This is a genomic window from Rufibacter psychrotolerans, from assembly GCF_016924645.1.
In the GTDB taxonomy this organism is placed as follows: domain Bacteria; phylum Bacteroidota; class Bacteroidia; order Cytophagales; family Hymenobacteraceae; genus Nibribacter; species Nibribacter psychrotolerans.
Window position 1 is genome coordinate 393,690 of sequence record NZ_JAFFJV010000011.1, and the last position, 24,744, is coordinate 418,433.

22 protein-coding genes are annotated in these 24,744 nt (G+C 53.2%); 20 read left to right on the top strand and 2 right to left on the bottom strand.

The annotated features are described in order from the left end of the window. Positions 1 to 8: 8 nt before the first annotated feature. From nrfD to JT718_RS12575, 17 genes are all read left to right on the top strand, one after another. Positions 9 to 1,427 (top strand): NrfD/PsrC family molybdoenzyme membrane anchor subunit, encoded by a 1,419-nt coding sequence (gene nrfD / locus JT718_RS12495; protein ID WP_205503029.1) that lies wholly within the window; start codon positions 9 to 11, stop codon positions 1,425 to 1,427. After that, complete coding sequence (locus JT718_RS12500) at positions 1,420 to 1,944, top strand: DUF3341 domain-containing protein (protein WP_205503030.1); 525 nt, start codon at positions 1,420 to 1,422, stop codon at positions 1,942 to 1,944. The genes nrfD and JT718_RS12500 overlap by 8 nt, the downstream gene beginning before the upstream one ends. Continuing rightward, positions 1,944 to 2,654 carry a c-type cytochrome gene (locus tag JT718_RS12505; protein ID WP_205503031.1) on the top strand — a complete coding sequence of 237 codons (711 nt, stop codon included), beginning with the start codon at positions 1,944 to 1,946 and terminating at the stop codon, positions 2,652 to 2,654. The genes JT718_RS12500 and JT718_RS12505 overlap by 1 nt, the downstream gene beginning before the upstream one ends. A 20-nt stretch (positions 2,655 to 2,674) precedes the next feature. Continuing rightward, positions 2,675 to 3,958, top strand: coding sequence for a quinol:cytochrome C oxidoreductase (locus JT718_RS12510; RefSeq protein ID WP_240337062.1), 1,284 nt, complete (start codon positions 2,675 to 2,677; stop codon positions 3,956 to 3,958). 24 nt (positions 3,959 to 3,982) lie between these two features. Beyond that, on the top strand, positions 3,983 to 5,050 hold the full coding sequence (locus JT718_RS12515; protein WP_205503032.1) for a cytochrome c oxidase subunit II: 1,068 nt from the start codon (positions 3,983 to 3,985) through the stop codon (positions 5,048 to 5,050). Positions 5,051 to 5,073: 23 nt separating this feature from the next. Beyond that, positions 5,074 to 6,900, top strand: coding sequence for a cytochrome c oxidase subunit I (locus JT718_RS12520; RefSeq protein WP_205503033.1), 1,827 nt, complete (start codon positions 5,074 to 5,076; stop codon positions 6,898 to 6,900). Positions 6,901 to 6,903: 3 nt separating this feature from the next. Beyond that, entirely contained in the window at positions 6,904 to 7,980 is a 1,077-nt protein-coding gene (locus JT718_RS12525) for a COX15/CtaA family protein (RefSeq protein ID WP_205503034.1), read from the top strand. A 53-nt stretch (positions 7,981 to 8,033) separates the two neighbouring features. Next, positions 8,034 to 8,885, top strand: coding sequence for a heme o synthase (gene cyoE / locus JT718_RS12530; RefSeq protein ID WP_205503035.1), 852 nt, complete (start codon positions 8,034 to 8,036; stop codon positions 8,883 to 8,885). A 16-nt stretch (positions 8,886 to 8,901) separates the two neighbouring features. Then, the gene (locus tag JT718_RS12535; RefSeq protein WP_240337063.1) at positions 8,902 to 9,477 is read left to right on the top strand and encodes a cytochrome c oxidase subunit 3; all 576 of its coding nucleotides are present in this window, start codon (positions 8,902 to 8,904) and stop codon (positions 9,475 to 9,477) included. 16 nt (positions 9,478 to 9,493) lie between these two features. Then, positions 9,494 to 10,240 (top strand): cytochrome c oxidase subunit 3, encoded by a 747-nt coding sequence (locus tag JT718_RS12540; RefSeq protein WP_205503037.1) that lies wholly within the window; start codon positions 9,494 to 9,496, stop codon positions 10,238 to 10,240. Between the two features lie 28 nt (positions 10,241 to 10,268). Continuing rightward, the gene (locus JT718_RS12545) at positions 10,269 to 10,616 is read left to right on the top strand and encodes a cytochrome C oxidase subunit IV family protein (protein ID WP_205503038.1); all 348 of its coding nucleotides are present in this window, start codon (positions 10,269 to 10,271) and stop codon (positions 10,614 to 10,616) included. Positions 10,617 to 10,696: 80 nt separating this feature from the next. Continuing rightward, positions 10,697 to 11,296 (top strand): SCO family protein, encoded by a 600-nt coding sequence (locus tag JT718_RS12550; RefSeq protein WP_317195506.1) that lies wholly within the window; start codon positions 10,697 to 10,699, stop codon positions 11,294 to 11,296. After that, positions 11,286 to 11,834 (top strand): DUF420 domain-containing protein, encoded by a 549-nt coding sequence (locus JT718_RS12555; protein WP_205503040.1) that lies wholly within the window; start codon positions 11,286 to 11,288, stop codon positions 11,832 to 11,834. The genes JT718_RS12550 and JT718_RS12555 overlap by 11 nt, the downstream gene beginning before the upstream one ends. Before the next feature lie 52 nt (positions 11,835 to 11,886). Then, the gene (locus JT718_RS12560) at positions 11,887 to 12,129 is read left to right on the top strand and encodes a CAMCR motif-containing small membrane protein (protein WP_205503041.1); all 243 of its coding nucleotides are present in this window, start codon (positions 11,887 to 11,889) and stop codon (positions 12,127 to 12,129) included. Positions 12,130 to 12,194: 65 nt separating this feature from the next. Further along, complete coding sequence (locus JT718_RS12565) at positions 12,195 to 12,515, top strand: DUF983 domain-containing protein (protein ID WP_240337064.1); 321 nt, start codon at positions 12,195 to 12,197, stop codon at positions 12,513 to 12,515. A gap of 168 nt (positions 12,516 to 12,683) precedes the next feature. After that, a complete protein-coding gene (locus JT718_RS12570) occupies positions 12,684 to 16,376 on the top strand; it encodes a sensor histidine kinase (protein ID WP_205503042.1) in 3,693 nt (1,230 codons plus the stop codon). Between the two features lie 38 nt (positions 16,377 to 16,414). Beyond that, a complete protein-coding gene (locus JT718_RS12575; protein WP_205503043.1) occupies positions 16,415 to 19,927 on the top strand; it encodes a DUF8818 domain-containing protein in 3,513 nt (1,170 codons plus the stop codon). Positions 19,928 to 20,117: 190 nt separating this feature from the next. On the opposite strand, the gene JT718_RS12580 is transcribed toward JT718_RS12575, so the two are convergent. Further along, positions 20,118 to 20,969: an FRG domain-containing protein gene (locus tag JT718_RS12580; RefSeq protein ID WP_240337065.1), complete on the bottom strand. Its 852-nt coding sequence runs from the start codon at positions 20,967 to 20,969 to the stop codon at positions 20,118 to 20,120. Positions 20,970 to 21,150: 181 nt separating this feature from the next. Further along, on the bottom strand, positions 21,151 to 22,116 hold the full coding sequence (gene rfaD, locus JT718_RS12585) for an ADP-glyceromanno-heptose 6-epimerase (protein WP_205503044.1): 966 nt from the start codon (positions 22,114 to 22,116) through the stop codon (positions 21,151 to 21,153). A 254-nt stretch (positions 22,117 to 22,370) separates the two neighbouring features. Between rfaD and JT718_RS12590 the strand changes: the two genes are divergently transcribed. Genes JT718_RS12590 through JT718_RS12600 form a run of 3 tightly spaced genes read left to right on the top strand, consistent with a single transcriptional unit; the run spans position 22,371 to position 24,714 of the window. Then, a complete protein-coding gene (locus JT718_RS12590; RefSeq protein WP_205503045.1) occupies positions 22,371 to 23,294 on the top strand; it encodes an ABC transporter substrate-binding protein in 924 nt (307 codons plus the stop codon). Next, positions 23,291 to 24,298 (top strand): FecCD family ABC transporter permease, encoded by a 1,008-nt coding sequence (locus JT718_RS12595; RefSeq protein WP_205503046.1) that lies wholly within the window; start codon positions 23,291 to 23,293, stop codon positions 24,296 to 24,298. The genes JT718_RS12590 and JT718_RS12595 overlap by 4 nt, the downstream gene beginning before the upstream one ends. Further along, positions 24,298 to 24,714, top strand: a complete 417-nt coding sequence (locus JT718_RS12600; protein WP_205503047.1) for a 6-pyruvoyl trahydropterin synthase family protein — start codon at positions 24,298 to 24,300, stop codon at positions 24,712 to 24,714. The genes JT718_RS12595 and JT718_RS12600 overlap by 1 nt, the downstream gene beginning before the upstream one ends. Positions 24,715 to 24,744 lie beyond the last annotated feature (30 nt).

Below are 24,744 nucleotides of genomic sequence, written 5' to 3' on the forward strand. Positions count from 1 at the left end.
AAAGATATATGCAGCACGTATCTCCGATAAGAGAGCCCCTGGTAACCGGGGGTAAAACTTATGCAGACATCACGGAGGATGTATGCCGGCAGGTGGAAGCCAAGCCGAACATGCGTTGGATGATTGCTCTGGGAGTTTCTCTGGTTTTCCTCGGTATCTTTATCTACTCCGTATACCGGACCCTGTGGTTCGGTATCGGGGAGTGGGGTCTTAATAAAACAGTAGGTTGGGCGTGGGACATCACCAACTTCGTGTGGTGGGTAGGTATTGGTCACGCCGGTACCCTTATCTCCGCTATCTTGCTCCTGTTCCGTCAGAAATGGAGAACTTCCATTAACCGGGCGGCAGAGGCGATGACCATCTTTGCGGTAATCTGTGCGGCCATGTTCCCGGTTCTGCACATGGGCCGTCCTTGGTTGGCGTACTGGGTATTGCCCCTTCCAAACACGTTTGGTTCTCTGTGGGTGAACTTCAACTCCCCACTGCTTTGGGACGTATTCGCGATCTCCACGTACTTCTCTGTATCGCTGGTTTTCTGGTACATTGGTCTAATTCCTGACTTTGCCACCATCCGTGACAGAGCCACCGGACCAATTGCCCGCAGAGCCTACGCTTTGTTGAGTATGAACTGGACCGGTTCTGCCAAGCACTGGTCACGTTATGAGACTGTTTCCCTGATTTTGGCTGGTTTGGCAACGCCCCTGGTACTTTCGGTACACACCATCGTATCCATGGACTTTGCAACCTCGGTAATCCCGGGCTGGCACACCACCATCTTCCCTCCGTACTTCGTGGCGGGTGCAATCTTCTCTGGTTTCGCAATGGTATTGACCCTGATGATCATTACCCGTAAGACCTTCAAACTGGAAGATTACATCACCCTGGAGCACGTAGAGTCCATGAACAAGGTAATCACCCTGACTGGTTCTATCGTAGGGGTGGCGTATATCACGGAGTTCTTCATCGCCTGGTATTCAGGGGTTGAATACGAGCAGTACGCCTTTATTAACCGGGCTACCGGTCCTTACTGGTGGGCTTACTGGTCTATGATGACCTGTAACGTAATTACGCCTCAGTTATTCTGGTTCCGCTCTATCCGCCGCAGCTTAACCGCTACCTTCATCATCTCTATCTTCGTAAACATCGGGATGTGGTTTGAGCGTTTTGTGATCATTGTAACTTCTCTGCACCGTGACTTCTTGCCCTCTAGCTGGGTAATGTTCTCCCCAACCAGCATTGACATTGGGGTGTATGTTGGCACCATGGGCTTGTTCTTCACCCTGTTCCTGCTTTTCGCGAAGTTCTTCCCAGTGGTGAACATGGCAGAGGTTAAATCTATTTTGAAGTCGTCTTCAGGGGTGAGCCACACGCACAACCCAGGCGCATCTATGCACGGTACAGCTCCTAATTCTCACAAACATGACTAGTAAGAAATATATACTCGGTGTATTTGAAGACGAGGATGTACTGCTGAATGCTATCGAGAAGACGCGTGCAGCAGGCACCAAGATCTATGATGTATTCAGCCCTTACCCCATCCACGGGATTGATGACGTACTAGGCATCCAGCGCTCGCGCTTGCCTATCGTGGCTTTCTTCTGCGGTCTATGTGGTACTTCTTTCGCGCTCTGGATGCAGATTTACATGTTGGGTTTTGACTGGCCCATGATCATTGGCGGTAAACCGCACGTAGCCCTACCCAGCTTTATCCCGGTAACCTTTGAGTTGACGGTATTGTTTGCCGCGTTTGGGATGGTGATCACGTTCTTCATCATCAGTGGACTAAGACCAACCCTCAAAGTTCCGGTGATGGACGTTCGGTCAACCGATGATAAGTACGTAATGGCCATTGAGCTGAAAGAAGGTACAGATATTTCTAAACTGAATGATCTTCTGCGCTCTAACGGAGCAGTGGAAGTTAACCAGAAGGAGGTAGTTAAATAATGAACAGTTTCTTTAGAACAGGGGCTAAAGCCTCCTTGATTCTTTTCTCTTCTGTTCTTCTTGCGTCATGCGGTAACAATGATCAAGATCCAGGATTGGAATATGCACCGGATATGTACTATCCTGTGGCGTACGAGCCGCTGAAGCAATTAGCCGAGAATAAAAACGCGATCAATCCGGGTGGCCTGAACATGCGGGTACCAGCTTCTAATACTGTCGCTAGAGGTAAATTAGGGTTTTACACCCATATTTCTAAAGACAGCGCCGAAGTAGCCGGAAGAGAGCTCACGAACCCAATTGCCAGAAACATTGAGAACGTGGAAGAAGGCAAAGTACTTTACCTTCGTTTTTGCTCTCCTTGCCACGGTGAAACTGGGCAGGGTGATGGATTGGTAGGTGCCAAGTTCAAAGGGGTGCCTAACTTTACCCAAGGTAGATATGCCACTTTGCCTACCGGGCACATTTTTCACGTCATCACGAATGGTCGCGGACGTATGATGCCACACGGTACGCAGGTGAACCCTGAAGAGCGCTGGAAGATTGCCATGTACGTGCAGCAACTACAGAAAGGCATCACCGATGCAACCGGGGTTGAGTCACAAGACACCGGTTCCACTTCAACAGATGCTCCGCAGGGTGCAAGCACAGACGCTAATACAAATCCAGTAACAGGTACCACAAACCATCCTACCCAGGATATTCGTGAATAACCGTAAAAGGTAAATTTGAAATGATAACTGAAGAAAGACTAATTATCCCACAAAGAGCCACCAAAAGGTTCTTCTTCATGATAGGTCTCGGGTTGGTACTACTGGTAGTAGGGCTGTTCATTGCTGCTAACTCCGGTGGAGGCCACGGCGAAGCTGCACATGGGGCAGCGGAAGCCGGACACCATACCGCCGGCTGGGGGCAGCGCCTGCTTGCCAACCTATGGTTAAACAATGTGTACCTGACTGGTATTGCCGTGGTTGGCGTATTGTTTGTCGCCATCCAGTACGTAGCCTACGCAGGTTGGTCTGTGTTGATCAAACGCGTTCCCGAAGCATTAGGCAGCTACCTGTTGGTGGGCGGTATCATTATGTTGTTGGTGTTCATATTGCCCATCATCTTTACCGGTCACAATACCCTTTTACACTGGACAGACCACTCGCTACACGAGGTAGGCAATCCTAACTATGACCCCATCATTGCGGGTAAATCAGGGTACCTCAACATCACCTTCTTTACCATTAGATTGGTGGCCTACTTTGCCCTGTGGTACATGTTCTTCAAATGGATGAGAAGAGAGTCAATGGCCGAGGACCTGAATGGAGGTCTGAACCACTACAACAAAAGCATTCGCTTGGGAGCTACCTTCCTGGTGGTGTTTGGGGTGACTTCTTCTATGTCTGCCTGGGACTGGGTGCTTTCCATTGACACGCACTGGTTCAGTACCATGTTTGGTTGGTATGTATTTGCCAGCTGGTGGGTATCTGGTTTGGCGGCGGTAACCTTAACCGTAATCATCCTGAAGCAAATGGGGTACATGAAAATGGTGACCTCTAACCACCTGCATGACCTTGGTAAGTTCGTGTTCGGGTTCAGTATCTTCTGGACGTACATCTGGTTCTCCCAGTTCATGTTGTACTGGTACGCCAACATTCCGGAAGAAGCCATCTACTTCATGGAGCGTCTGGGCGGAAACAACAACCACTACACCTGGATCTTCTTCTTCAACCTTGTGATAAACTTTGCCTTCCCTTTCCTTGTTCTAATGACAAGAGATGCGAAGCGTCAGATGATCATGCTGAAGATTGTTTGTATCGCTATCCTGATTGGTCACTGGTTTGACTTCTACCTGATGATCATGCCGGGTACTATGAGAGGTGAAAGCGGATTTGGACTGATTGAAATTGGTACAGCGTTGACCTTCCTGGGAACATTCTTACTGGTATTCACTAAGGAACTGAGCAAAGCATCGCTGGTACCTGTGAACCACCCATTCCTGGAAGAAAGTATTCACCATCACGTTTAAGAGTTAAATTAAAAGATACGGATAATGATAACGATTGCTGTAGCACTATCAATCATCCTTTTACTGGTCATCCTTTATCTTCTGTTTAGAATCCAGGTCCTGGCTTCTATCTTCACCGGGAGCTACAGACGTGACATTGGTAAGAGCAATAAAATAAACGCAGCCCTTTTCTTAGCCTTCTTTGTGGTGATGGGCGGCTTGTTCATCTGGTCCATGAACAGTGCCAGCGAAGACATGATCATTCCTATTGCCTCTGAGCACGGGATTGACATTGACAGCATGTTCTGGTTAACCATGGGCGTGATTGGGTTTGTGTTTGTTCTAACCCACATCCTGTTATTCTGGTACTCTTATAAATACCAGCATAATGACAACAAACGCGCATACTACTACCCTCACAACAACAAGATTGAGATTATCTGGACCGTTATTCCAGCGGTAGTGATGGCTTTGCTGGTGTTCTCCGGTTGGAAAACCTGGGCGAAGATCACCAGCCCTGCACCAGAGAATGCGGTAGTAGTAGAGGTTATGGGTAAGCAGTTCAACTGGCTGGCCCGCTACCCAGGTGCCGACAACAAATTAGGTTTGGTAAAGCACACCCTGATTGATGCCACCAACGAATTTGGGATTGACCTGAACGACCGTGATGCGCAGGATGATTTCCCTGGCGACCCTACTTCGTTCCACGTGCCCAAAGGAGTACCGGTGCAACTGAAAATCAGATCAAGAGACGTAATCCACAGTGTGTTCCTGCCTCACTTTAGAGTGAAGATGGATGCGGTGCCCGGTATGCCTACCACGTTTTGGTTCATTCCTACCAAAACCACCGCAGAAATGCAGACTGAGACAGGCAACGCCAACTTCCAGTATGAACTGGCTTGTACCGAGGTTTGCGGCCGTGGTCACTTCGCGATGAAAATGACCATGATTGTGGATGAACCTGAAGATTACCAGAAGTGGGTAGAGGCTCAGCAGAAGAAGACCTTTGCTTCTCAGTTACAAGGTGGAGCCCCCGCAGACAGCGCCGCAGCTGTAGCCCTAAATACTACTTCTGATGCCGCGGTTGCTGCCGCAACTGCTACAAAACAATAGTTATAATCTTTTAACAGTATTGTATGTCTAGTACGGATATTTCACTACATGAAGATGTACACTTGGGTCACGATGATCACCATGATGATCATGATCAGAGTTTTATTGAAAAGTACATCTTTAGCCAGGACCACAAAGTAATTGGTAAGCAGTTCCTGTTTGCCGGTATCTTCTGGGCTATCATCGGGGGAACACTCTCCAGCTTATTCCGCTTTCAGTTAGGGTTTCCTGAGGCGACCTTCACTTTCCTGGAGCCAATCCTGGGCAAGTGGGTTGACGGGGGCAAACTGAACCCTGAGTTCTACCTGGCCCTGGTAACCATGCACGGAACCATCATGGTATTTTTCGTGCTCACGGCGGGTCTGAGCGGTACCTTCAGTAACTTCCTGATTCCACTGCAGATTGGTGCCCGTGATATGGCCTCTGGCTTTATGAACATGCTTTCTTTCTGGTTCTTCTTCCTGGCCAGCGTGATCATGTTCTACTCCCTCTTCCTGGAAACAGGACCCGCCGCAGGTGGCTGGACGGTTTATCCACCGCTGAGTGCCCTGCCGCAGGCAATCTCTGGTTCAGGTGCTGGTATGACCATGTGGTTGATCAGTATGGCCCTGTTCATTGTATCCCAGTTGTTGGGTGGGGTGAACTACATTACCACGGTAATTAACCTGCGTACCAGAGGCATGTCCATGTCTAAGCTGCCGTTGACCATCTGGGCTTTCTTCCTGACTGCCGTGCTTGGTTTGCTGGCCTTCCCGGTTCTGTTCTCTGCTGCGTTACTCCTCATCTTTGACCGTTCATTTGGTACCAGCTTCTTCTTGTCTGATATCTACGTAGCGGGTGAGGCCCTTACCCACACTGGTGGTAGCCCGGTTCTGTTCCAGCACTTGTTCTGGTTCCTGGGTCACCCAGAGGTGTACATCGTGATCCTGCCAACCTTTGGTATTGTATCTGAGATCATCGCTACCAATTCACGCAAACCAATCTTTGGCTATCGTGCCATGATTGGTTCTATGCTGGGTATCTCGTTGCTGTCCTTCATTGTATGGGCGCACCACATGTTCGTGTCCGGGATGAACCCGTTCTTAGGTTCTGTGTTCATGTTCCTGACCCTGATCATTGCGGTACCATCTGCGGTGAAAGTATTTAACTGGATTGCCACGCTGTGGAGAGGTAACATCAACTTCACTACGGCCATGTTGTTCTCCGTTGCCTTCGTGTCCTTGTTTATTTCTGGTGGGGTAACCGGTATCATCTTGGGTAACTCTGCGTTGGACATTCAGTTGCACGATACCTACTTTGTGGTGGCTCACTTCCACTTGGTAATGGGTAGCGCCGCTTTCTTCGGGATGTTTGCGGGTATTTACCACTGGTTCCCTAAGATGTTCGGCCGCATGCTGGATGAGAAATTAGGATACATCCACTTCTGGATCACCTTCATCTGCGCGTACCTGATCTTCATGCCGATGCATTACCTGGGTATTGCCGGTTTCCCAAGAAGATACTACACCTGGACAGGTTTTGACACGTTCAACAAGTTCCTGGATATGAACAGCTTCATCACCATTGCGGCTATCTTCGTATTCGTGGCGCAGTTTGTGTTCATCTTCAACTTTATTTACAGCATCTTCAGAGGTAGAAGAGCTACGGAGAACCCTTGGAAGTCTAACACCCTGGAGTGGACTACCCCAGTGAACCCCGGCCACGGCAACTGGCCAGGTGCGCTTCCGGTAGTGTACAGATGGCCTTATGACTATAGCAAGCCTGGTGCACCGCAAGACTTTATTCCTCAGAACGTACCTTACTCTCAGACGCAGTCTTCCAACCTGCCGCACGAGCGAGATTTTGAATAACGAATGAGAGATAAATCTTTTAGTACTAAAAGGTTTAGAAGAGTAGCGGTACTTACCATTGCTGCTGTATATTTTTTAATCTTAGTAGGGGGGATCGTTCGTAGCACGGGTTCCGGAATGGGATGTCCAGACTGGCCGAAGTGCTTCGGATCGTGGGTCCCCCCCACTAGTTTAGAGCAGTTGCCATCAGATTACCTGGAGGTCTACAAAGAACAACGTATCCAGAAGAACGAGCGGGTAGGGAAGGTGTTGGAGCGCCTTGGTTTCACCAAAGTAGCCCAGGAAATATTTGCCCATCCATCGCAGTACATTGAAACGGAATTCAATGCCACCAAGACCTGGATTGAGTATGTGAACCGGTTGGTGGGCGTGGTGATTGGGATTTTCATCTTTTTTACGGTTCTGTTTTCGGTGCCTTTTTTCAAAACGGACCCTAAAGTATTCTGGGGGGCAGTGATCTCGTTCCTGGTGGTGGTGTTTCAGGGGTGGTTGGGATCGTTGGTGGTTTCCACTAACCTGTTACCGGAAATGGTGACCCTGCACATGGCCCTGGCCCTGGTGCTTCTGGCTTTCCTGATTTACATAGCCGTAAGGGTAGAGCGGCATGCGCTTTTTGCCACGCTTGCCAACAAGGTCTCTTGGTTGAGCCCTTTGCTGGTGATAGCCCTTCTGTTAACGTTCTTTCAGGTGATCATTGGCACGCAGGTGCGGGAGCAGGTAGACATCATTGCCTCTAACTTAAACAACCAGGGACGTGAGAGTTGGATCGCCCAGCTGGGTTCTTCCTTCTACGTACACCGGTCGCTTTCCATTGCGGTAGTTCTTCTAAATGTCTGGTTGTTTGCGCTGGTAAGGAAAACCCGCAACCCCAAACTGAGTGGCATGGCCCTGGCCATGTTGTTTGTGATTGGGGCCGAGATCCTGTTAGGGATTATTCTTTCCTATTTTGCGCTTCCGGCCTTTGCTCAACCGCTCCATTTATTATTGGGTACCTTATTGTTTGGAGTGCAGTTCTTACTGCTGATTACTTACTATTACGCTCAGAAACCTAGTCAACTTACCCCCGAATTGGTGGCATAATCACGTTTATGTACGTACAAGACGTAACATCCAGTGCCCAGACATCATCGGCCATGAGTAAAGCATCCGCTTATTTTCAACTTCTTAAGTTCAGGCTTTCTGCCACGGTAGCTTTCTCCAGTGCCATTGGTTTTCTGCTAGGGAGACCAGATGCTACCTGGGTGAATACTTCCATAGTGGTGCTTGGCGGACTTTTAGTTACCGGTTCTGCCAACATCATCAACCAGATTCTTGAAATAGATTTGGATAAGATGATGAAGAGAACCGCCAAACGTCCGCTGCCCTCAGGCGTGCTCACGGTAAAGGAAGCCACTGTTTTCTGCATCCTGCTGTGCCTGGCCGGGGTAAGCCTCCTGGGGTTTTATTTCAACTGGCTTGCGGCGGCGCTTTCTTTCCTGTCTTTACTCCTGTACGGCTTCTTCTACACGCCCATGAAACGGCTTACGCCCATCTGTGTGCTGATTGGAGCCATACCGGGTGCCTTGCCTCCCCTTATTGGGTGGGTGGCTGGTACCGGTTACCTGGGGGTTGAAGCCTGGATCCTCTTTGGAATTCAGTTTATCTGGCAGTTTCCGCATTTCTGGGCCATTGCCTGGGTCCTGGATGATGATTACAAGAAAGCCGGTTTCAAGATGCTGCCCATGGGAGGCGGCAAGAACCTGAAGACCGCCATCCAGATTATGATCTATACGTTACTGCTGATTCCGTTGGGCTTGCTGCCCATGCAGTTTGGAATGGCAGGGAAAACCTCGGCCTTTATTGCCGTGGTGTGTGGTGTTTTATTTTTAATGCAGACTTTCTATCTTATGCATACCTGCTCTAAACGGGCAGCCATGAACATCATGTTTGGTTCATTTTTGTACTTGCCTATTGTGCAGATAGCGTTTGTGGTAGACAGACTTTAAGGATATAGTTATGATCATGAATTCAGAAATACAGGCAGAGCAACGGCGGGTAAACCCCCTTAAGTTTATGCTCTGGCTTTTGATTGTGAGCATCATCATGATGTTCGCGGCCTTTACCAGTGCCTACATTGTGCGCCGGGAAGAAGGTAACTGGCTGGAATTTGACCTGCCCTCGGTACTCCTGATCAACACCGTTGTGCTGGTGCTGAGCAGTGTGTTCATGCAGTGGGCGTACGTTTCTGCCAAGGCAGACAACATCAAGAACCTGAAGGTGGCCCTGGGGCTCACCATTGTAGCCGGAGTGGCTTTCCTGATAGGGCAGTGGTCGGGCTGGGGGGAACTGGTGCGCAACAATGTGTTCTTTGGGGGCAGCACCGCCAACCCTTCCGGCTCTTTCCTGTACGTATTAACCGGCGTACACGCATTTCACCTCATTACCGGGTTAATTTTTCTAATTATTGTAGTAATTTCGGCGCTTAAGTACAGAGTACATTCCAGAAACCTGACCCGTATTGAGCTGTGCACAATCTACTGGCACTTCTTAGGGGCGCTTTGGATTTACTTATACGTATTCCTAGTTTTGAACCATTAATAATTCTGTAACACATATGTCGCAAACAACAACCTTTGAGCAGCCTAATACCGGCACCTGGGATGGAGGGAACGAGCCGTTTAAGGCCAGTTATGGCAAACTGATGATGTGGTTTTTCCTCTTGTCAGATGCTTTCACCTTTGCTGCTTTCTTAACAACGTACGGATTGGCCCGTCACCGGCACAAAGCGTATGAGGGTACGCCAGAAGCGTTTACTTTCTCTACCGAGTGGTGGCCTATTCCTGAAAAAGTTTTCAATGCCTTCCCTGGGTTCCATGGGGTAGACTGGCCGCTGGCCTTTGTGGCATTGATGACCATGATCCTCATTCTTTCTTCCGTGACCATGGTATTGGCGGTTGAGGCCGGCCACCGCATGGATAAGAATGATGTTCAGAAATGGTTGTTGTGGACAATCTTGTTTGGTTCTATGTTCCTGGGCTGCCAGGCTTGGGAGTGGACCCACTTTATTGCCGGTACTGAGGAAGGCATGAAACTGGCCGACGGCAGCGTGATCCATGGAGCTAACCTTCTCGTTAACCAATACGGACCACCCTTGTTCGCTGACTTGTTCTTCTTCATCACCGGTTTCCACGGTACACACGTATTCAGTGGGGTGGTGTTGTTGATCATGATCTTCATTAACACCGTAAACGGGGTATACCATAGAAGAGGACACTATGAAATGGTGGAGAAAGTAGGTTTGTACTGGCACTTTGTAGACTTAGTGTGGGTATTTGTGTTTACCTTCTTCTATCTGGTGTAATTGTTAGGCTTGAAAATTTATAACTGCTATGGCATCTCACGCACATCATACAAACGAGTTTGACGAAACGGCTCCCCTTGCTAAGCCGCAGACCAAAGTAATCTGGAAGACCTTCTTTATCCTTTGCGGGCTTACCGCTATTGAGTTCGCGTTTGCGTTCATGATGGACGCTGGTACCCTGCGGAACGCCATCTTCATTGGCCTTACACTGTTCAAGGCTTTCTACATCGTAGCGGAGTTCATGCACTTGAAGCACGAGACCAAAGGCTTGATCTGGGCGGTCCTCATTCCTACGGTATTGCTGGTTTGGTTGCTGGTAGCCCTGCTGGTAGAAGGTACTTTCTACGGAGAGTCTGTTTTCAACTATTTCCAATAATGAGTCCAAAAAAAGCTCTGGTACTGGGTACTCTACTCTTGGTACCCGTACTAGCGTTTTTATTCCTTAAATTGTTCGGAGTGAATAGATTTTCACTCCGAACTTATTTTCCGGCTACTGTAGATTCAACGTTGGTGGAAGGGCAGTGGCGGTATGACACCCTTTACCACAAAGTCCCCGACTTTCAGCTTACCTCCCAGACCGGCGCCACCTTTTCCCAGAAAGACCTGGAAGGCAAAATCTACGTCGCCAATTTCTTTCATACTACTTGCCCCAGCATCTGCAACCAAATGAGCACCCAGCTGGCCCGGGTGCAGGATGCGTTTAGGCTCAAGCCTGAGGTGCACCTGGTCTCGTACACCCTGCGCCCCCACCAGGACAGCGTGGCCGTCTTGAAACGCTACGCCGAAAGTTTCAGAGCCAATCCTGCCAAATGGACCTTTCTTACCGGACCCGAGCCTGAAATTCTGAAACTTGCCCAACAAGGCTATCTGCTTACTTCCCCCGCCAGTGCTTTACCTGATATTCCGGCCGAAGTGCTGAGCAAGCGCCTGGTGCTGGTAGACAAAGAGAAGCAGGTGCGCGGAATCTACGACGGCACCGATGCTACGGAGGTTGACCGATTGATCACCGAAATAAACGTACTCCTTTCTGAGTACAACCTTGCAAATGGAAAATAAACCCATTGGTAACGCCAATGATACCCGTTACCTTATCTTAATTGCCATCCTTTCCATAGTGGTTCCGTTGGTGGTGGCCTTGCTCTTGTTCATGCCACAGACCGGCAAACTGGGCGACCTGGACGTATCTTTCCTGCCCAAGCTGCACGCGGTGCTTAACTCGCTCACGGCCGTTGCCCTGGTGGTGGGGTATTACCACATAAAACGGCAGAACCGTCGGCTGCACCGGTTTGCCATGGTCACGGCCTTTGTGCTTTCTTCCTTTTTCCTGATCTCGTACGTTACGTACCACTACCAGGCGGCCCCTACCACCTTTGGGGGCGAGGGAACCATCAAGGCAATCTACTATTTCGTGCTCCTCACCCATATCATTCTGGCGGCGGCCATCGTTCCATTGGTACTACTTTCCATGTACTTTGCCATCTCCCGGCAGTTTGTGCGGCACCGTAAAGTTTCGCGCTGGACGTTCCCGCTGTGGCTGTACGTGGCAGTGACCGGGGTGGTGGTATACCTCATGATCTCACCGTATTACGCCTGAAACTTTCAGGCGGCAGCGGTGTTTCTTTAAGTAGAGTGAAACGGCTAATACAATGAAGAAGAACTATAAATTTTGGCTAGGGGGGCTGCTGTTGATCCTGTTGTTGTGGGTACAGCCCGGCGTTAGCCAGGCCCAGTGCGCCATGTGTACCGCCTCGGTGGAGTCTTCCAACAACGAGGACGGTGACAGCATTGCCAATGGCCTGAACAAAGGCATTTTGTATCTCATGGCGGTTCCGTACCTGCTGGCAGGAGGCATTGGCTTTTTCTGGTACAGATACAGCAAACGGAAGTAGTGGGGGGCTGGGACCATCTCAGGGCCGCTCTGCAGTTGCGGTGCCCGCGTTGCCACCAAGGCCCCATGTTTACCCATTCTGCCCTGCACCTAAGCAAATTTGACCAGATGCCTGAACATTGCCCGGTGTGCGGGTTCAGGTACGAGGTGGAGCTGGGCTTTTACTGGGGGGCCATGTACATGAGTTACGGACTGTCGGTAGGGGTGGTGTTCCTGGTGGGCATTGCGTTGTACTTTCTGGCCGGCGACCCGCCCACGTGGGTGTACCTGGTAACGGTGGCTTCTACCGTGCTGCTCCTTACGCCGCTGTTGTTCCGGTACGCCCGGGTCATGATGCTTTACTTTTTTGGGAGTGTTTCTTTTGACCCCAAATACAAAAAGCCATAAAGCCCCGCTTTGTGGCTTTTTGTATTTGGGGCAATCCCCTGCCTTTTACCCGTTTTGGGCATGTTTTCTGCTAAACTTATCTAAAACGTAAAAGCAGATTATTCCTCTTTTTCTGCTTACTTAGGGTTGGTTGCCCGTAGTAGGGCTAACCATTGACAGACTGTCGGTTTGAGATCTAGATACACGATTCCTTTTCTTTTCCTGTTGGCCGCGCTGCTGTTGGCGGGCTTTGCTGCCTTTGTGCAGGTGAGTGTGGAGCGCGATCTGCTGGAAGCTCCCGAGCAGCAGATGGCCCAGGAAGTGCTGGAGCGCCTGGACGTTAAGATTCAGGAGGCCGAAAAGGCGGTGCGGCAAGTGGCGCGCAGCCTGCCCCCAGATTCTGCCTTTTTCTCTAAAAACCTCCCCAAAACGCAAACGCCGGTTTACCTGTTCCAGCGCAACAAACTCCTGTTCTGGTCTGAGCACTCCCTCCGTCCCGACTTAGATCCCCGCTTTATCACCAAACGGTTGCAGTTGGTAGAAAACCGGTTTGGGCGGTTTCTGGTGTTGCGCCATCAGCCCCGCCCAGAATACACCGTGTTGGCGGTGATTCCGCTGGAAACCCGGTACGGCATCAGCAACGCGTACCTGCGCAGCGGCCTTAACCCGGAGATCTTTGAAGACCATGCCGCCGTTCTTCAGGCCGAGCCTGGCGCTGGGGCCATTCCCATCCTGGACAAGCGGGGCACGTACCTGTTCTCGTTGCGGGTGTTGGAGCCGGGGCAATGGTTGTACGCCGGAAAATTTACTTTTGGGCTCTACCTGCTGGCCATTGTGGCCGCGGTGCTGTTCCTGGGGTCTTTGCATTTCCGGTTGAAAGCTGCCGGCAAGCGGGTGGCGGCTGTGTGGGTGGTGCTGGTGGGCGTGATCTTGTTGCGCCTGATCATGCTTTTGAGTCAATTTCCCAACAATGTGCAGGAATTAGAGTGGTTCAGCCCCAGGGTCTACGCCTCGGCCTGGTGGTCACCGTCCTTGGGCGATTTGCTGCTTAACGAGCTCTGCCTGGTGGTTCTGTCGCTCTTGGTGTTTAGGTTTGCCCGGGGCGTGCCTTTTTCGGCCATTTTCCAGAAATCGGCCCAGAAACAGCTGTGGAGTTGCGTGGTGCTGGGCATCACCATCACGGTGCTTATCATCAGTTGGTACGAGACTTACCGCAGTCTTTTCATCAATTCGCAGCCGGTGCTGGACATTACCCAGAACATCCAGCTCGGGCCAGATAAGCTGTTGCTCTACCTGGTAATGGTGCTGCATACCTTGTCGCTGAGCTGGATTCTGCGCCTGCTGCTGAAGTGGCTGCCTTTCACCGCCCACGGCAAACTCACGTTCGCCTACGCCTGGATCACGGTGCTGGTGATGGCGCTGGGCTGGGCCTTCTGGCGCGATGCCCCCAGCGGCAACTGGATTGTCTTGTTCGCCGGGGCAGCCGTGGTGGGGTGGGAGCAGCTGCACCGCAGGCAACAGCAGCGGGCCAGTGTATACGCCAGCATTTTCCTGGTGAATATCCTGAGCGCCAGTCTGGGAGCCTCCGCCCTGTACGACATTTACGCCGTGCAACTGCGGGCCGACAAGCAGCGGGTGGCCGCCCAGTTGCTCAAGAACCGCGATGATCTGACCGAGTACCTGCTGGCCCAGGCGGCTCAGGACATCAGTCAGGATCTGCTGGTGCAGCACGTACTCAGCTCGCCGTGGGTAAACCTCAACCTGGTGGAGCAGAAGATCAGGAGGCACCACCTGCGCAACATCACCCAGAACTATGCCGTGGTGGTGCGCTTCTTTGACGTGAACGGCGAAAGTTTCACCTACCATGACAGTGTGCAAACCCTGGAAGCCTACGCCCAAGTGTGGACCCCCAAGGCGAAGAGCACTAACCAGCGGGGGCAACTCTTAGTAGGCTCAGAGACCGACCCGGGCCGGTTCACGTACCTGCAGGAAGTCAACGTGCCGCTGGGCTTTGACCAGTGGGCCACGGTGGTGCTGGAGGTAAGTCCCAAAATCACGGCCCCTAATAGTGTGTTGCCAGAACTGCTGGTAGAACGGAAAGGCTCGCAGGTCACCATCCCGTCCAGCAGTTACGCGCTCTGGAAAGAAAACCGTTGGCTGAAGACCGAGGGCTACTTTGAGTACAGCCAGCAGTTCCCACCCAACCTGCTCAACAACCCCATGCTGTACACGCAGGGCATTTCCCTGGCCAATTACCACCACCTGGGGGCCAAAGCCACCAACGGAACCGTGGCCCTGGTGAGCACGCCAGCGTATGGCGCGCGTTCCTGGCTGTCTAACTTTTCTTTCCTGTTTTTGCTGCACTCTTTCTCGCTGTTCTCTTTGCTGGTGCTGGTGATGGTCTCGCGCGGCGAACTGATTGAGGCCATTGCCACCACGTTCAGTACCAAGATTCAGCTGTTCCTCAACCTGGGGGTGCTGGTGCCCCTGGTGCTGGTGAGCCTTACCATCGGGAGTCTGGTGACCAACTCGTACCGGCAAGACCTGGTGCGGAGCTACACTGAGCAGGGCGATTTTATCCGGCAGAGCATCCTGACCAGCAACTGGGGGCCCAACCTTTTCAAAGGCCGCCCCGATTCGCTCACCCGCCGCATCAACCGCCTGGCCATGGTGGCCCAGGCCGAGCTCAACATCTACAACGCCAACGGAGAGCTCCGGCTGTCTAGCCAGCCTACCTTGTTTGAGGCTGGCGTGCTGTCTACCCGGTTAAATCCGCAGGCGTATAGCGTGCTGAAGGAGCAGGGCCTGAACCGGATCTTGCTGGAAGAGAAAGCCGGCTCCCTGCCGTACAGCACCATTTACGTGCCTCTGCGCGAAAACCTCACCGAAAGCCCGCGCGGGTTCCTGGCCATTCCGTTCTTTGACTCGGAGAAGGAGCTCAACACCAAACTGATTCAGCTCATCACCACCATCCTCAACATCTTCACGGTGTTGTTTCTGTTGTTCGTGCTCATGAGTTACGCGGCCACCCGCGCCCTTACCGTGCCTCTGCAACTGCTGACCGAACGCCTGAAGAAAACTTCCCTCACGGGCAGCAACGAAAAACTGGTGTACCAGTCCCGCGACGAGATTGGCCTGCTGGTGCATGAATACAACCAGATGCTGCAGAAGCTGGAAGAAAGCAAGCAGGAACTGGCCCTCAAGGAAAAAGAAGCCGCCTGGAAGGAGATGGCCCGGCAGGTGGCGCATGAAATCAAGAACCCGCTTACGCCCATGAAGCTCTCGTTGCAGTACCTGCGCAAAGCCATGCAGGAAGGCCGGGGCAACTTGCAGGACCTCATTGAGAAGATCTCCAACACCATGATCACCCAGATAGATGTACTAAGCGACATCGCCACCTCGTTTTCCAGTTTCACGGCCATGCCCGATCTGAAACTAGAGATTCTGGAGTTGAACAGCCTCATTCGCCGCTCTGCCGATTTGCACCTGAACCCGCAACAACACCGCGTAGAGGTGGAGTTGCCCGGGGAGCCGGTGCACGTGAGCGCCGATGAAAACCAGTTGATCAGGATCTTCAACAACCTGTTGTTAAACGCGCTGCAGGCGGTGCCCTCGTCCCGCACGCCCGAGATCAAGGTGCGGTTGCAGTTGGTGAGCCCGCAGTGGGCCCTGGTGCAGGTGCAGGACAACGGCTCCGGCATTCCGGCCGAGGTGCAACCAAAGATTTTTATCCCGAACTTTAGCACCAAGTATTCTGGTTCAGGCATAGGCTTAGCGGTAGTGAAGAAAGGAGTGGAGGCAATAGGCGGTTCTATATGGTTTGAGACGCAGGAAAACGTGGGCACTACGTTCTTCCTGAAATTGCCCGTGGTGCAGCCATGAGGCGCTGGGGCGTCATATGTTTCCTTGTTATCGCGTCTTTGTGGGCAAGTCTTTCCCAGGCGCAGGACTTGTCTAACCGTCGGTGCAAGTGGGTGAAGCTGCAGTCCGGTGCCTTCCGGCTAGATTCACTCACCGTTGCCGAAAACACCATTGAAATCCTGGACCGGCGGCAGCTCCGGAGCCCACTGAGTTTCCACTATGACCCGGTGCGCAACCTGTTCCAGTTCATCGGGGTAACGCCGCCAGCAACTTCTCCGGCATTGCGCCCAGATTCCATTGCCCGCGACAGCTCCGGCCTGTTTTCCGCTCGTTTTCCCGGAAATGTGCCTAAAACAGACTCGGTGCTGGTGTGTTACCGCGTGCTGCCGCTCAACGTGGCCGCGCCCCGTTTCAAGCGCGACATCCGCACCTGGGACTCTACTTCCTTTGAACGTTCGTACGTGCTCAACCCGCCCGCTGCCCGCGAGGAACTGTTCAAGACGCCGGGCCTCAACAAAACCGGTAGTATCTCCCGGGGTGTTTCGGTGGGGAATACCCAGAACGTGTTCGTAAACTCGGCATTGAACCTGCAGTTAGAAGGCAAGCTGACGGACGAGATCAGCATTACCGCCTCCATCACCGACCAGAACATTCCGTTTCAGCCCGAGGGCAACACGCAGCAGTTGCAGGAGTTTGACCGCGTGTTCATCACGCTGCAGCACCGCCTCTGGACCTTGACAGGCGGCGACGTGGTCCTGCGGAACCGGCCTGCCTCGCACTTCCTTAAGTTCTACAAAAACGTGCAGGGGGGAGCCCTGGAGGTGAACCGAGGCAAACCAGGCTGGGAAAGTGCCACCACGGTAGCGGCCTCGGTGGCCAAGGGGAAATTCGCCTCAGAGTTTATCACGCCCCTGGAGAGCGTGCAGGGGCCGTACCGGCTGCGAGGGCCCAACGGCGAGCGCTTCATCATTGTGCTGGCCAACTCAGAGCGCGTGTACTTAGACGGGAAATTGCTCACCCGCGGCTTTGACTACGATTATGTCATTGACTACAACCAGGCTGAGATCACCTTCACGCCCAAGTGGATCATCACCCGTAACTCCCGTATTCGCGTTGATTTTGAATATTCAGACCTGAACTACACCCGCAGTGTGGTGCACGCCAGCCACTATCAGAAGATGGGCAAGTTCAACGTGTACGGCAACTTTTACAACGAGGCCGATAACCCCAACAACCCGCTCACGCTCAACCTGAGCACCGATGAGAAACGCCTGCTCTCGCAGATCGGCGACCGGCAGGATCTGGCCGTGGTGCCCAGTCAGGACTCCGTACGGTTTGACCGCAACCAGGTGCTGTACCTCAAAAAAGACACCGTCACGGCCAGCGGCACGTACAGCATCTACCAGTATTCCACCGATTCTACCCAGGCCTACTACGCGGTGAGCTTCACTGAGATGGCCACCGGCGGAAACTACGTGCTGCAGAACAACACCGTAAACGGCCGGGTTTTTCAGTGGGTGGAACCGGTGAACGGGGTGCCGCAGGGCCGGTATGAGCCGGTGCGCATCTTGCCCACGCCCATGCAGAAACAGATGATGACCCTGGGCGGAATCTGGACCATTGACGAGAAATCCAGCGTTTTCCTGGAGGTGGCCGGCTCTAAGAATGACCTCAACCGCTACTCCAACCTTGACGCGCAGGACGACCAGGGCAAGGCCGTAAGGGTAGGCTATCAGCTGAGTGACCGTACCGTCAAGTTCTTGGGCAATTACAAGCTGCGCAGCGCCATGACCTATGAATACACCGATCCTAACTTTGTGCCCATAGACCGCTACCGCGACATTGAGTTTGACCGCGACTGGAGCAATGTGACCAACACCACCTCGGCCCGCCAGACCCGCCTGGAAGACCATATCTTCACCTTCTCGGTGGGCGGGGTGAAAGACGCACTCCATTTTATGAACTACCGCATTAGCCGCCGGTACCGGCCCTCTGAGGTAGACGGCACGCAGCATTACCTGGAGCTGGCGCAAGAGGTGAAAGGCTTAGAATTGCGCGGTAACCTGTTCTTGCTGAACAACGAGCAACCCGAAAGCACCTCTGAGTGGGTGCGCGGCGAGCTGGGCGTACAGTACCGCACCAAGTATTTCACGCCCGGGTATGTGTACCGCTTTGACAAAAACCGCATTACCTCTAAGCTGAACGAGGCCCTGCTGGGCTCGGCCAATTACTTTGATGATCACCTGTTCTACGTGGAAAGCCGCGACACCGCCACGTTCAAGTACCGGGCAGAATACAGCCGCCGCGTGGATTTCAGGCCCGAAAACGGGGAATTGGGCAATAAACAGACGGCCAACACTTTCAATTTCAGCACCAGCACGGTCATCAGGCAAAACCACCAGCTCACCGCTCTCATCACGCTGCGCAAGATCCAGGCTCGGGATAGCTTGGGCGAGACATCGGTGCTCTCTAAAATAAACTGGACGGGCGATTTCCTGAACCGCCACCTGCGCTCTGAGCTTACGTACGCCATTGGCACCGGCCGGGAACTACGGCGCGAGTACCAGTTTGTGGAGACCATTCCGGGGCAGGGTACGCACTTCTTTGAGGACCTGAATGATGATGGCCGCCAGGATTTGAACGAGTTCTTTGAGTCGCAGCCCACTGATCCGCCGTACCGCCGCAACTACATCAAGCTGTTCATCCCAACGGATCAGTACGTGATTGCCTACGTCAACAACTTTACGTACCGCCTCAACAGCAGCCTGCCGCGCGAGTGGCAAAACTCAGAAACCAAATGGAAGCGGATCCTGGCCAAGTTTTCGGCCCTGTCGTTTGTGACCGTGGAAAAGCGCACCACCGATAGTGACCTGCGCAGCCGGTTCAATCCGTTTAGCCTGAGTTTTGCAGATTCCAGCCTGCTTTCGCTCATGCGCTCTTACCGCAACACGCTGTACTTTAACCGCAGCAACCCCAAGTACGGGGTGGAGTGGACGTTTCAGCAGGGTCTGCAGAAAACGCTGCTCACCAACGGCACCGATGTCAGGAACAACGCCAGCCAGCAGGTGTTGGTGCGCGTGAACCTCACCGAGGTGTTTTCCAGCCGTTTAAACGTAACGCGCTCTAAACGGGAAAGCGCCTCTAATTACCTCACCACTAAAAATTTCCTGATCAGGACCTGGGAAGCCATGCCCGAGTTGTCATACCAACCTAACCAAACCGTTCGGTTTACCGGCAGTTACCAATGGATGAACAAAGAAAACGAGCTGGGCGAGCAGGAAAGGGCGCTGTTCCATGAATTGGGCACCGAGGCGCGGGTGAGCCAGGTAGGCAAACGCACCATTACCGGCATTGTGAAGTACATCAACATTAAATACACCGGGCTAGATACCTCACCAGTGGCCTTTGAGATGCTGAACGGCTTCAGGCCCGGCAACAACCTCACCTGGAACCTGGCCCTGCAGCAACGCCTCAGCAGCGGCCTCAACATCACCCTGGACTACGACGGCCGCAAACCTCAGGGCATCCGCACCATCCACACCGGAAGAATGCAGGTGTCGGTGCTGTTTTAGGGGCGCAAGATGGGAGACGCAAGACATAAGACACAAGACGTAAGATTCTCCATCAATGAGGATACGGCCCTGAGAGATAACTTCTGCTTTAGACCTGTTCTTGGGAAAACGGCTCTTAAACAGGTACAGGCTTATCGGCTCGGCTCCGTTTCACAAGTCCTGCATCTTGTGTCTTACATCTTGTGACTATCTAAGTAGTAGTGTAATGCCGCCGGAGCCAGGCGCTGATGCCGCTTAGGCCTGGGAAGAGCACCCGCTCGGTGATGTTGGCCTGGTCTAGTTTGTCCCTGATTTCCCACTTCAGCTTGGAGGGGATAATGAGGCGGTAGTAGAGTTCGGGGTGCTCGGTGAGCCACTCGCAGAGCTTGGCGTCGGGCGTAGACATCATGGAGAACAGGGCGTACTGGTGCACAATGCGCTCATCCAGTGACGGCGGCTCCAGAAACAGCACAAAGGGCTTTTCCTGGAACTCGCCCAGGCTCTTGAGAGAGGTAACCACCGGCTCCAGTACCTCAGGGGTGAACACGTTAGAGCCTTCCTGCCGAATGGTGTGCTGCAGTTGCTCGGGTAAATGCTCGGTAGATTTCACGTAGTTCACGCACCAGATCACCCCGTCAGCGTGGAAGTTGTTGAGGTCTGCGGTGGCAAAGTGCAGGGCCACGTAGGGCGAGTAGGTCCAGTCCAGCAGGCGGGTGGGCAAACCGTGGTGCTGGGCAACGGCCAGCCAGTTCCAGATAGAGTCGCCGGCCAGGGTGGTGCCCCGGGCGTATTTGCGGAAGTTGCGCAGCAGGTGCGGCTCCAGCTTGGCGAAATCACCGCCAATGCGCATGAGGCTGGTTTTAAGGCTGTAGTGCTTGTTCCAGAGGCCCCTGAACACGTACGGCGAGCGGTACCGGTTGAGCCGGTCATCCCAGGAATCACGGAAGAGTTCCCGCTGTAGTTCTTCCCAGGACTCTACGCGCAAATCATTGGGCATGGCCAGTGAATCAGATGCAGGAAGGTCTTCTGAACTCATGTCGTTGTCTACGGCGGAGTAAGGCATAGTTGTTCTGGCGCTAAGCTAGATTAAGGGTTAATTCAGTAGTTTAAGTATTACTACGAAGGTAAGCCCGCTACGAGTTGAGGGGAGGATGTTATGAAAAGGTTAGATTCCTGAAAGGAAGCAGTTTTTAGGAAATAAGGCTTAAAACACAAGAGCCGGTTCTTAGACCGGCTCTTGTGTTTTAATAGTAACTTCCAGACATGAGGTAATTTTGAACGTAGTCCGTGATGCCTTCTTCCAGGGTATGGAACGGTTTGTCATAGCCAATGCTGCGCAGCTTGGCCATGTTGGCCTGGGTAAAGTACTGGTACTTGTCCCGGATGTCTTCAGGGGTGTCTTTGAAATCAATGTTGATGTCGCGGCCCATGGCGGTGAAGGTGTTGAACGCCAGGTCCAGGAAGGTGCGCGCCTGCCCGCTGCCCAGGTTGTAAATACCCGAGTTCTTGCGGTGGTGCATAAGCCAGTACAACACCTCTACCACGTCTTTCACATACACAAAGTCGCGCATCTGCTTGCCATCTTCGTAGTCGGGGTTGTGCGAGCGGAACAGCGTGAGCCGGCCGGTCTCTTTGATGGAGTTGAACGCGTGCAGCACCACCGAGGCCATGCGGCCCTTGTGGTACTCATTGGGGCCGTACACGTTGAAGAACTTGAGCCCCACCCAGAAGAAAGGCTTGGCAGTCTGGGCCAGGGCCCATTGGTCAAACTCGTTCTTAGAGTCGCCGTAGGCGTTGAGCGGGCGCAGGAGCGAAATAATAGCCTCGTCATCGTCATAGCCCAGCGTGCCCGAGCCATAGGTAGCCGCCGAAGACGCGTACACCAGCGGAATCTGGTACTCGCAGCAGGCGTTCCACATTTGTTTGGAGTAGTCCAGGTTGAGCAGGTTGAGCACCTCGCGGTTGGTCTCCGTAGTGTCGGTGCGGGCCCCCAGGTGGAAGATGAACTCCACTTCCTCGTAGTGCTGGTCCAGCCACGTGAAAAAGTCATGGCGGTCTACAAACTCCTTTATCTTCTTGCCTTCAATGTTGGGCAGCTTCTTGGCCACAGAAAAGTTGTCTACTACCACTATGTCATTGAAGTTAGCGGCATTGAGGCGGGAAACGAGGCAACTGGCTATAAAACCGGCTGCGCCAGTGACTACTATCATGCGAATAAGGTTAGGTTCTGAGCAATGCTGCCCAAAGGTACGAAAGTTTTGCTCAGGCGGCTCTGCCGATGTGCTCCCTCGCCCTGCGCGGCTGGCCTGGGTTTTGGGGCCGTTTTCCGGGAAACAGCTCCTAAACGGGCCTTTGGGGCATGGCGCTGTTTCTGGGCTACTTTCGGGAAAACAGCCCAGAAACAGCGCTTCGGGTAGGGGGAGAATTCCAGCTTCGGGCAAATGCTGTATCTTTGGCCCCATCTATGACCAGATCTCCGTTGCTTCTGCTTCGCCCGTTCTCCGTTTTCAGTATGCTGCTGTGCGGCTGGCTGGTGCTGGTGAGTGGGTGCGAGCCTAAAAAAACATCGGTCCCGGCCGCAGCCACCCACACCGTGGTTGACGACCTGGGCCGGAAGGTGACGCTGCCCGTGCAGCCCAAACGCATCATGGGCCTGGACGCCTCCATGACCGAGATGCTGTACGCCGTGGCTGACACCGCCACCATTGTGGCCCGCACCCAACACTGTGATTACCCCAAGGCCGTGCTCTCCAAACCCGTGGTGAACAACTACCCCATGGACTACGAGCGGCTCTTAACCCTTAGGCCTCAAGTTGTGTTTGCCACCGAGGGCATTATTTCTGCCGAAGTAGCCGCCCAGGTGCAGAAGATGGGCATACCGGTGTACTTTCAGGCGTATGACAGCGTGGCCGATGTGCTGCGCGGTCTCCAGACCCTGGGCCGGTTGCTGAAGCGGGAGCAGACCGCGCAGGCCGTGCTGGACACCCTGCGGCAAAAACTCCAGAGCCTTGCCGTGTCGCCGTCGCCCGCAAAGGAGCGGCCCAAAGTGCTGGCCGTGATCTGGCATGATCCTATTTACGTGTTCGGGCGCAACACCATCTTCACCGATAAACTGCGCTACCTTGGCGCCGACAACGCCGTGCCCGAGGTGTTTGCCCAGCAATCGCCGGCGCTCACCCGCGAGTACATCCTGCAACTAGACCCCGACGTGCTAGTGGGCGGCAGCTTCGCCGAGTTCGAGAAATCGTTCTTCTCGCTGTACCCTGAGCTGCGGCGCATCAAGGCGTATAGGAACAAGCGCATCTATCCCGTCACCGATGATTTGATGTCAAGGCCCAGCCCGCGGGTGGTGGAAAGCATTGCCGAACTTAAACGGGTCATCTGGTGAGCAGAACCTGGGCATTGCTGGCAGCCTTGGTGCTGCTCCTGGGCCTGACCGGGTTTCTGGCCCTGCGCGTGGGTAGCATTGACACGCCGTACCCTACCGTTTGGCAGGCCCTCACCGCCTATGATGCTACCAATGCCGCGCATTACAGCATCATGCACCTGCGCCTGCCCCGGTTGTTGCTGGCTTTTTTGACCGGCGCCTCCCTGGCGTTCTCGGGATACCTCATGCAGGCCCTGGTGAACAACGCCCTGGCTGATCCTTATTTACTGGGCACGGCCTCCGGAGCATCTCTGGGCGCGTCTTTCAGTTTCTTCCTCTTCGCCGATCTTACCTTTATGGGCCTGTACCTGCCGCCTTTTTTTGCCCTTGCCGGTTCTTTTCTGGTAACGCTGGTGGTGGTGGTGCTGGGCACCAAACGCGGGCAATTGATACCCAGCCAGATGCTGCTGATAGGGGTGGCACTTAGTTCTTTGCTCACCGCCTTGGTTAGCCTGATCATGTTTCTCTCAGAGTCAGAGAGCCAGCTGAAATCGGTGGTGTTCTGGAGCCTGGGCGGGTTTGAGAAAGCCGATTGGGGCAACCTGGGCTATCCGGCTACGGCCCTGGCGGCGGGACTTTTGCTGTTCTTCTTTCTGCAGCGACATTTAAGTGTGCTGTTGCTGGGTGCCGAGCGGGCCCAGACCCTGGGGGTGGATGTCAGAAAGATCCGGTGGGTCATGCTGCTGGCGGTCTCGGTGGTGACAGGCTTTGCGGTAGCCTTCTCGGGGCCGGTGGGGTTTGTGGGCTTGATGGTGCCGCACCTCACCCGGGCCTTGCTGGGTACCACCAACCGGTTTAACCTGGTGGCCTGCGCCCTGGCCGGGGGGCTGTTCCTGGTGGGTTGTGATTTGATTTCCAGAATGATTTACCCGCCGGCCGGAATGCCCGTGGGCATTATTACTTCGTTCTTTGGTGTACCTTTCTTCGTATATTTGCTGCGAAGAAAGAACTACCGATTCAGTTAATGGTATACGTAAGCAGATTAGAGCATTTTAACGCGGCGCACAAGCTGCATAATCCCAATTGGTCATTGGCGAAGAACAAGGAAGTGTTTGGGCCGTGCGCCAACACCAATTGGCACGGGCATAACTATGAACTGATTGTCACGGTGAAGGGGAAGCCAGATCCTGAAACAGGGTTTGTGATAGATTTGAAGAAGCTGAGCACCCTCATCAGGGAGCACATCATCAAAAAGGTAGACCACAAGAACCTCAACCTGGACGTTGCCTTCATGGAGGGCAAACTGGCCAGCACCGAAAACCTGGTGATGGAGTTCTGGAACATCCTGCAGCCCCAGATTCCGCGTATCTCCAGTGCGCAGCTGCACAGCTTAAAGCTGTATGAGACCCCCCGTAACTTTGTGGAATATTTTGGCGAATAACACCTTTACCACCTCCTAATCTTAGAAGAA

What these genes read in the sequence shown, in the direction of transcription:
- nrfD (WP_205503029.1), top strand. Translation starts at nt 9, where the DNA reads ATGCAGCACGTATCTCCGATAAGAGAGCCCCTGGTAACCGGGGGTAAA.
- JT718_RS12500 (WP_205503030.1), top strand. Translation starts at nt 1,420, where the DNA reads ATGACTAGTAAGAAATATATACTCGGTGTATTTGAAGACGAGGATGTA.
- JT718_RS12505 (WP_205503031.1), top strand. Translation starts at nt 1,944, where the DNA reads ATGAACAGTTTCTTTAGAACAGGGGCTAAAGCCTCCTTGATTCTTTTC.
- JT718_RS12510 (WP_240337062.1), top strand. Translation starts at nt 2,675, where the DNA reads ATGATAACTGAAGAAAGACTAATTATCCCACAAAGAGCCACCAAAAGG.
- JT718_RS12515 (WP_205503032.1), top strand. Translation starts at nt 3,983, where the DNA reads ATGATAACGATTGCTGTAGCACTATCAATCATCCTTTTACTGGTCATC.
- JT718_RS12520 (WP_205503033.1), top strand. Translation starts at nt 5,074, where the DNA reads ATGTCTAGTACGGATATTTCACTACATGAAGATGTACACTTGGGTCAC.
- JT718_RS12525 (WP_205503034.1), top strand. Translation starts at nt 6,904, where the DNA reads ATGAGAGATAAATCTTTTAGTACTAAAAGGTTTAGAAGAGTAGCGGTA.
- cyoE (WP_205503035.1), top strand. Translation starts at nt 8,034, where the DNA reads ATGAGTAAAGCATCCGCTTATTTTCAACTTCTTAAGTTCAGGCTTTCT.
- JT718_RS12535 (WP_240337063.1), top strand. Translation starts at nt 8,902, where the DNA reads ATGAATTCAGAAATACAGGCAGAGCAACGGCGGGTAAACCCCCTTAAG.
- JT718_RS12540 (WP_205503037.1), top strand. Translation starts at nt 9,494, where the DNA reads ATGTCGCAAACAACAACCTTTGAGCAGCCTAATACCGGCACCTGGGAT.
- JT718_RS12545 (WP_205503038.1), top strand. Translation starts at nt 10,269, where the DNA reads ATGGCATCTCACGCACATCATACAAACGAGTTTGACGAAACGGCTCCC.
- JT718_RS12555 (WP_205503040.1), top strand. Translation starts at nt 11,286, where the DNA reads ATGGAAAATAAACCCATTGGTAACGCCAATGATACCCGTTACCTTATC.
- JT718_RS12560 (WP_205503041.1), top strand. Translation starts at nt 11,887, where the DNA reads ATGAAGAAGAACTATAAATTTTGGCTAGGGGGGCTGCTGTTGATCCTG.
- JT718_RS12565 (WP_240337064.1), top strand. Translation starts at nt 12,195, where the DNA reads ATGTTTACCCATTCTGCCCTGCACCTAAGCAAATTTGACCAGATGCCT.
- JT718_RS12580 (WP_240337065.1), bottom strand. Translation starts at nt 20,969, where the DNA reads ATGCCTTACTCCGCCGTAGACAACGACATGAGTTCAGAAGACCTTCCT.
- rfaD (WP_205503044.1), bottom strand. Translation starts at nt 22,116, where the DNA reads ATGATAGTAGTCACTGGCGCAGCCGGTTTTATAGCCAGTTGCCTCGTT.
- JT718_RS12590 (WP_205503045.1), top strand. Translation starts at nt 22,371, where the DNA reads ATGACCAGATCTCCGTTGCTTCTGCTTCGCCCGTTCTCCGTTTTCAGT.
- JT718_RS12600 (WP_205503047.1), top strand. Translation starts at nt 24,298, where the DNA reads ATGGTATACGTAAGCAGATTAGAGCATTTTAACGCGGCGCACAAGCTG.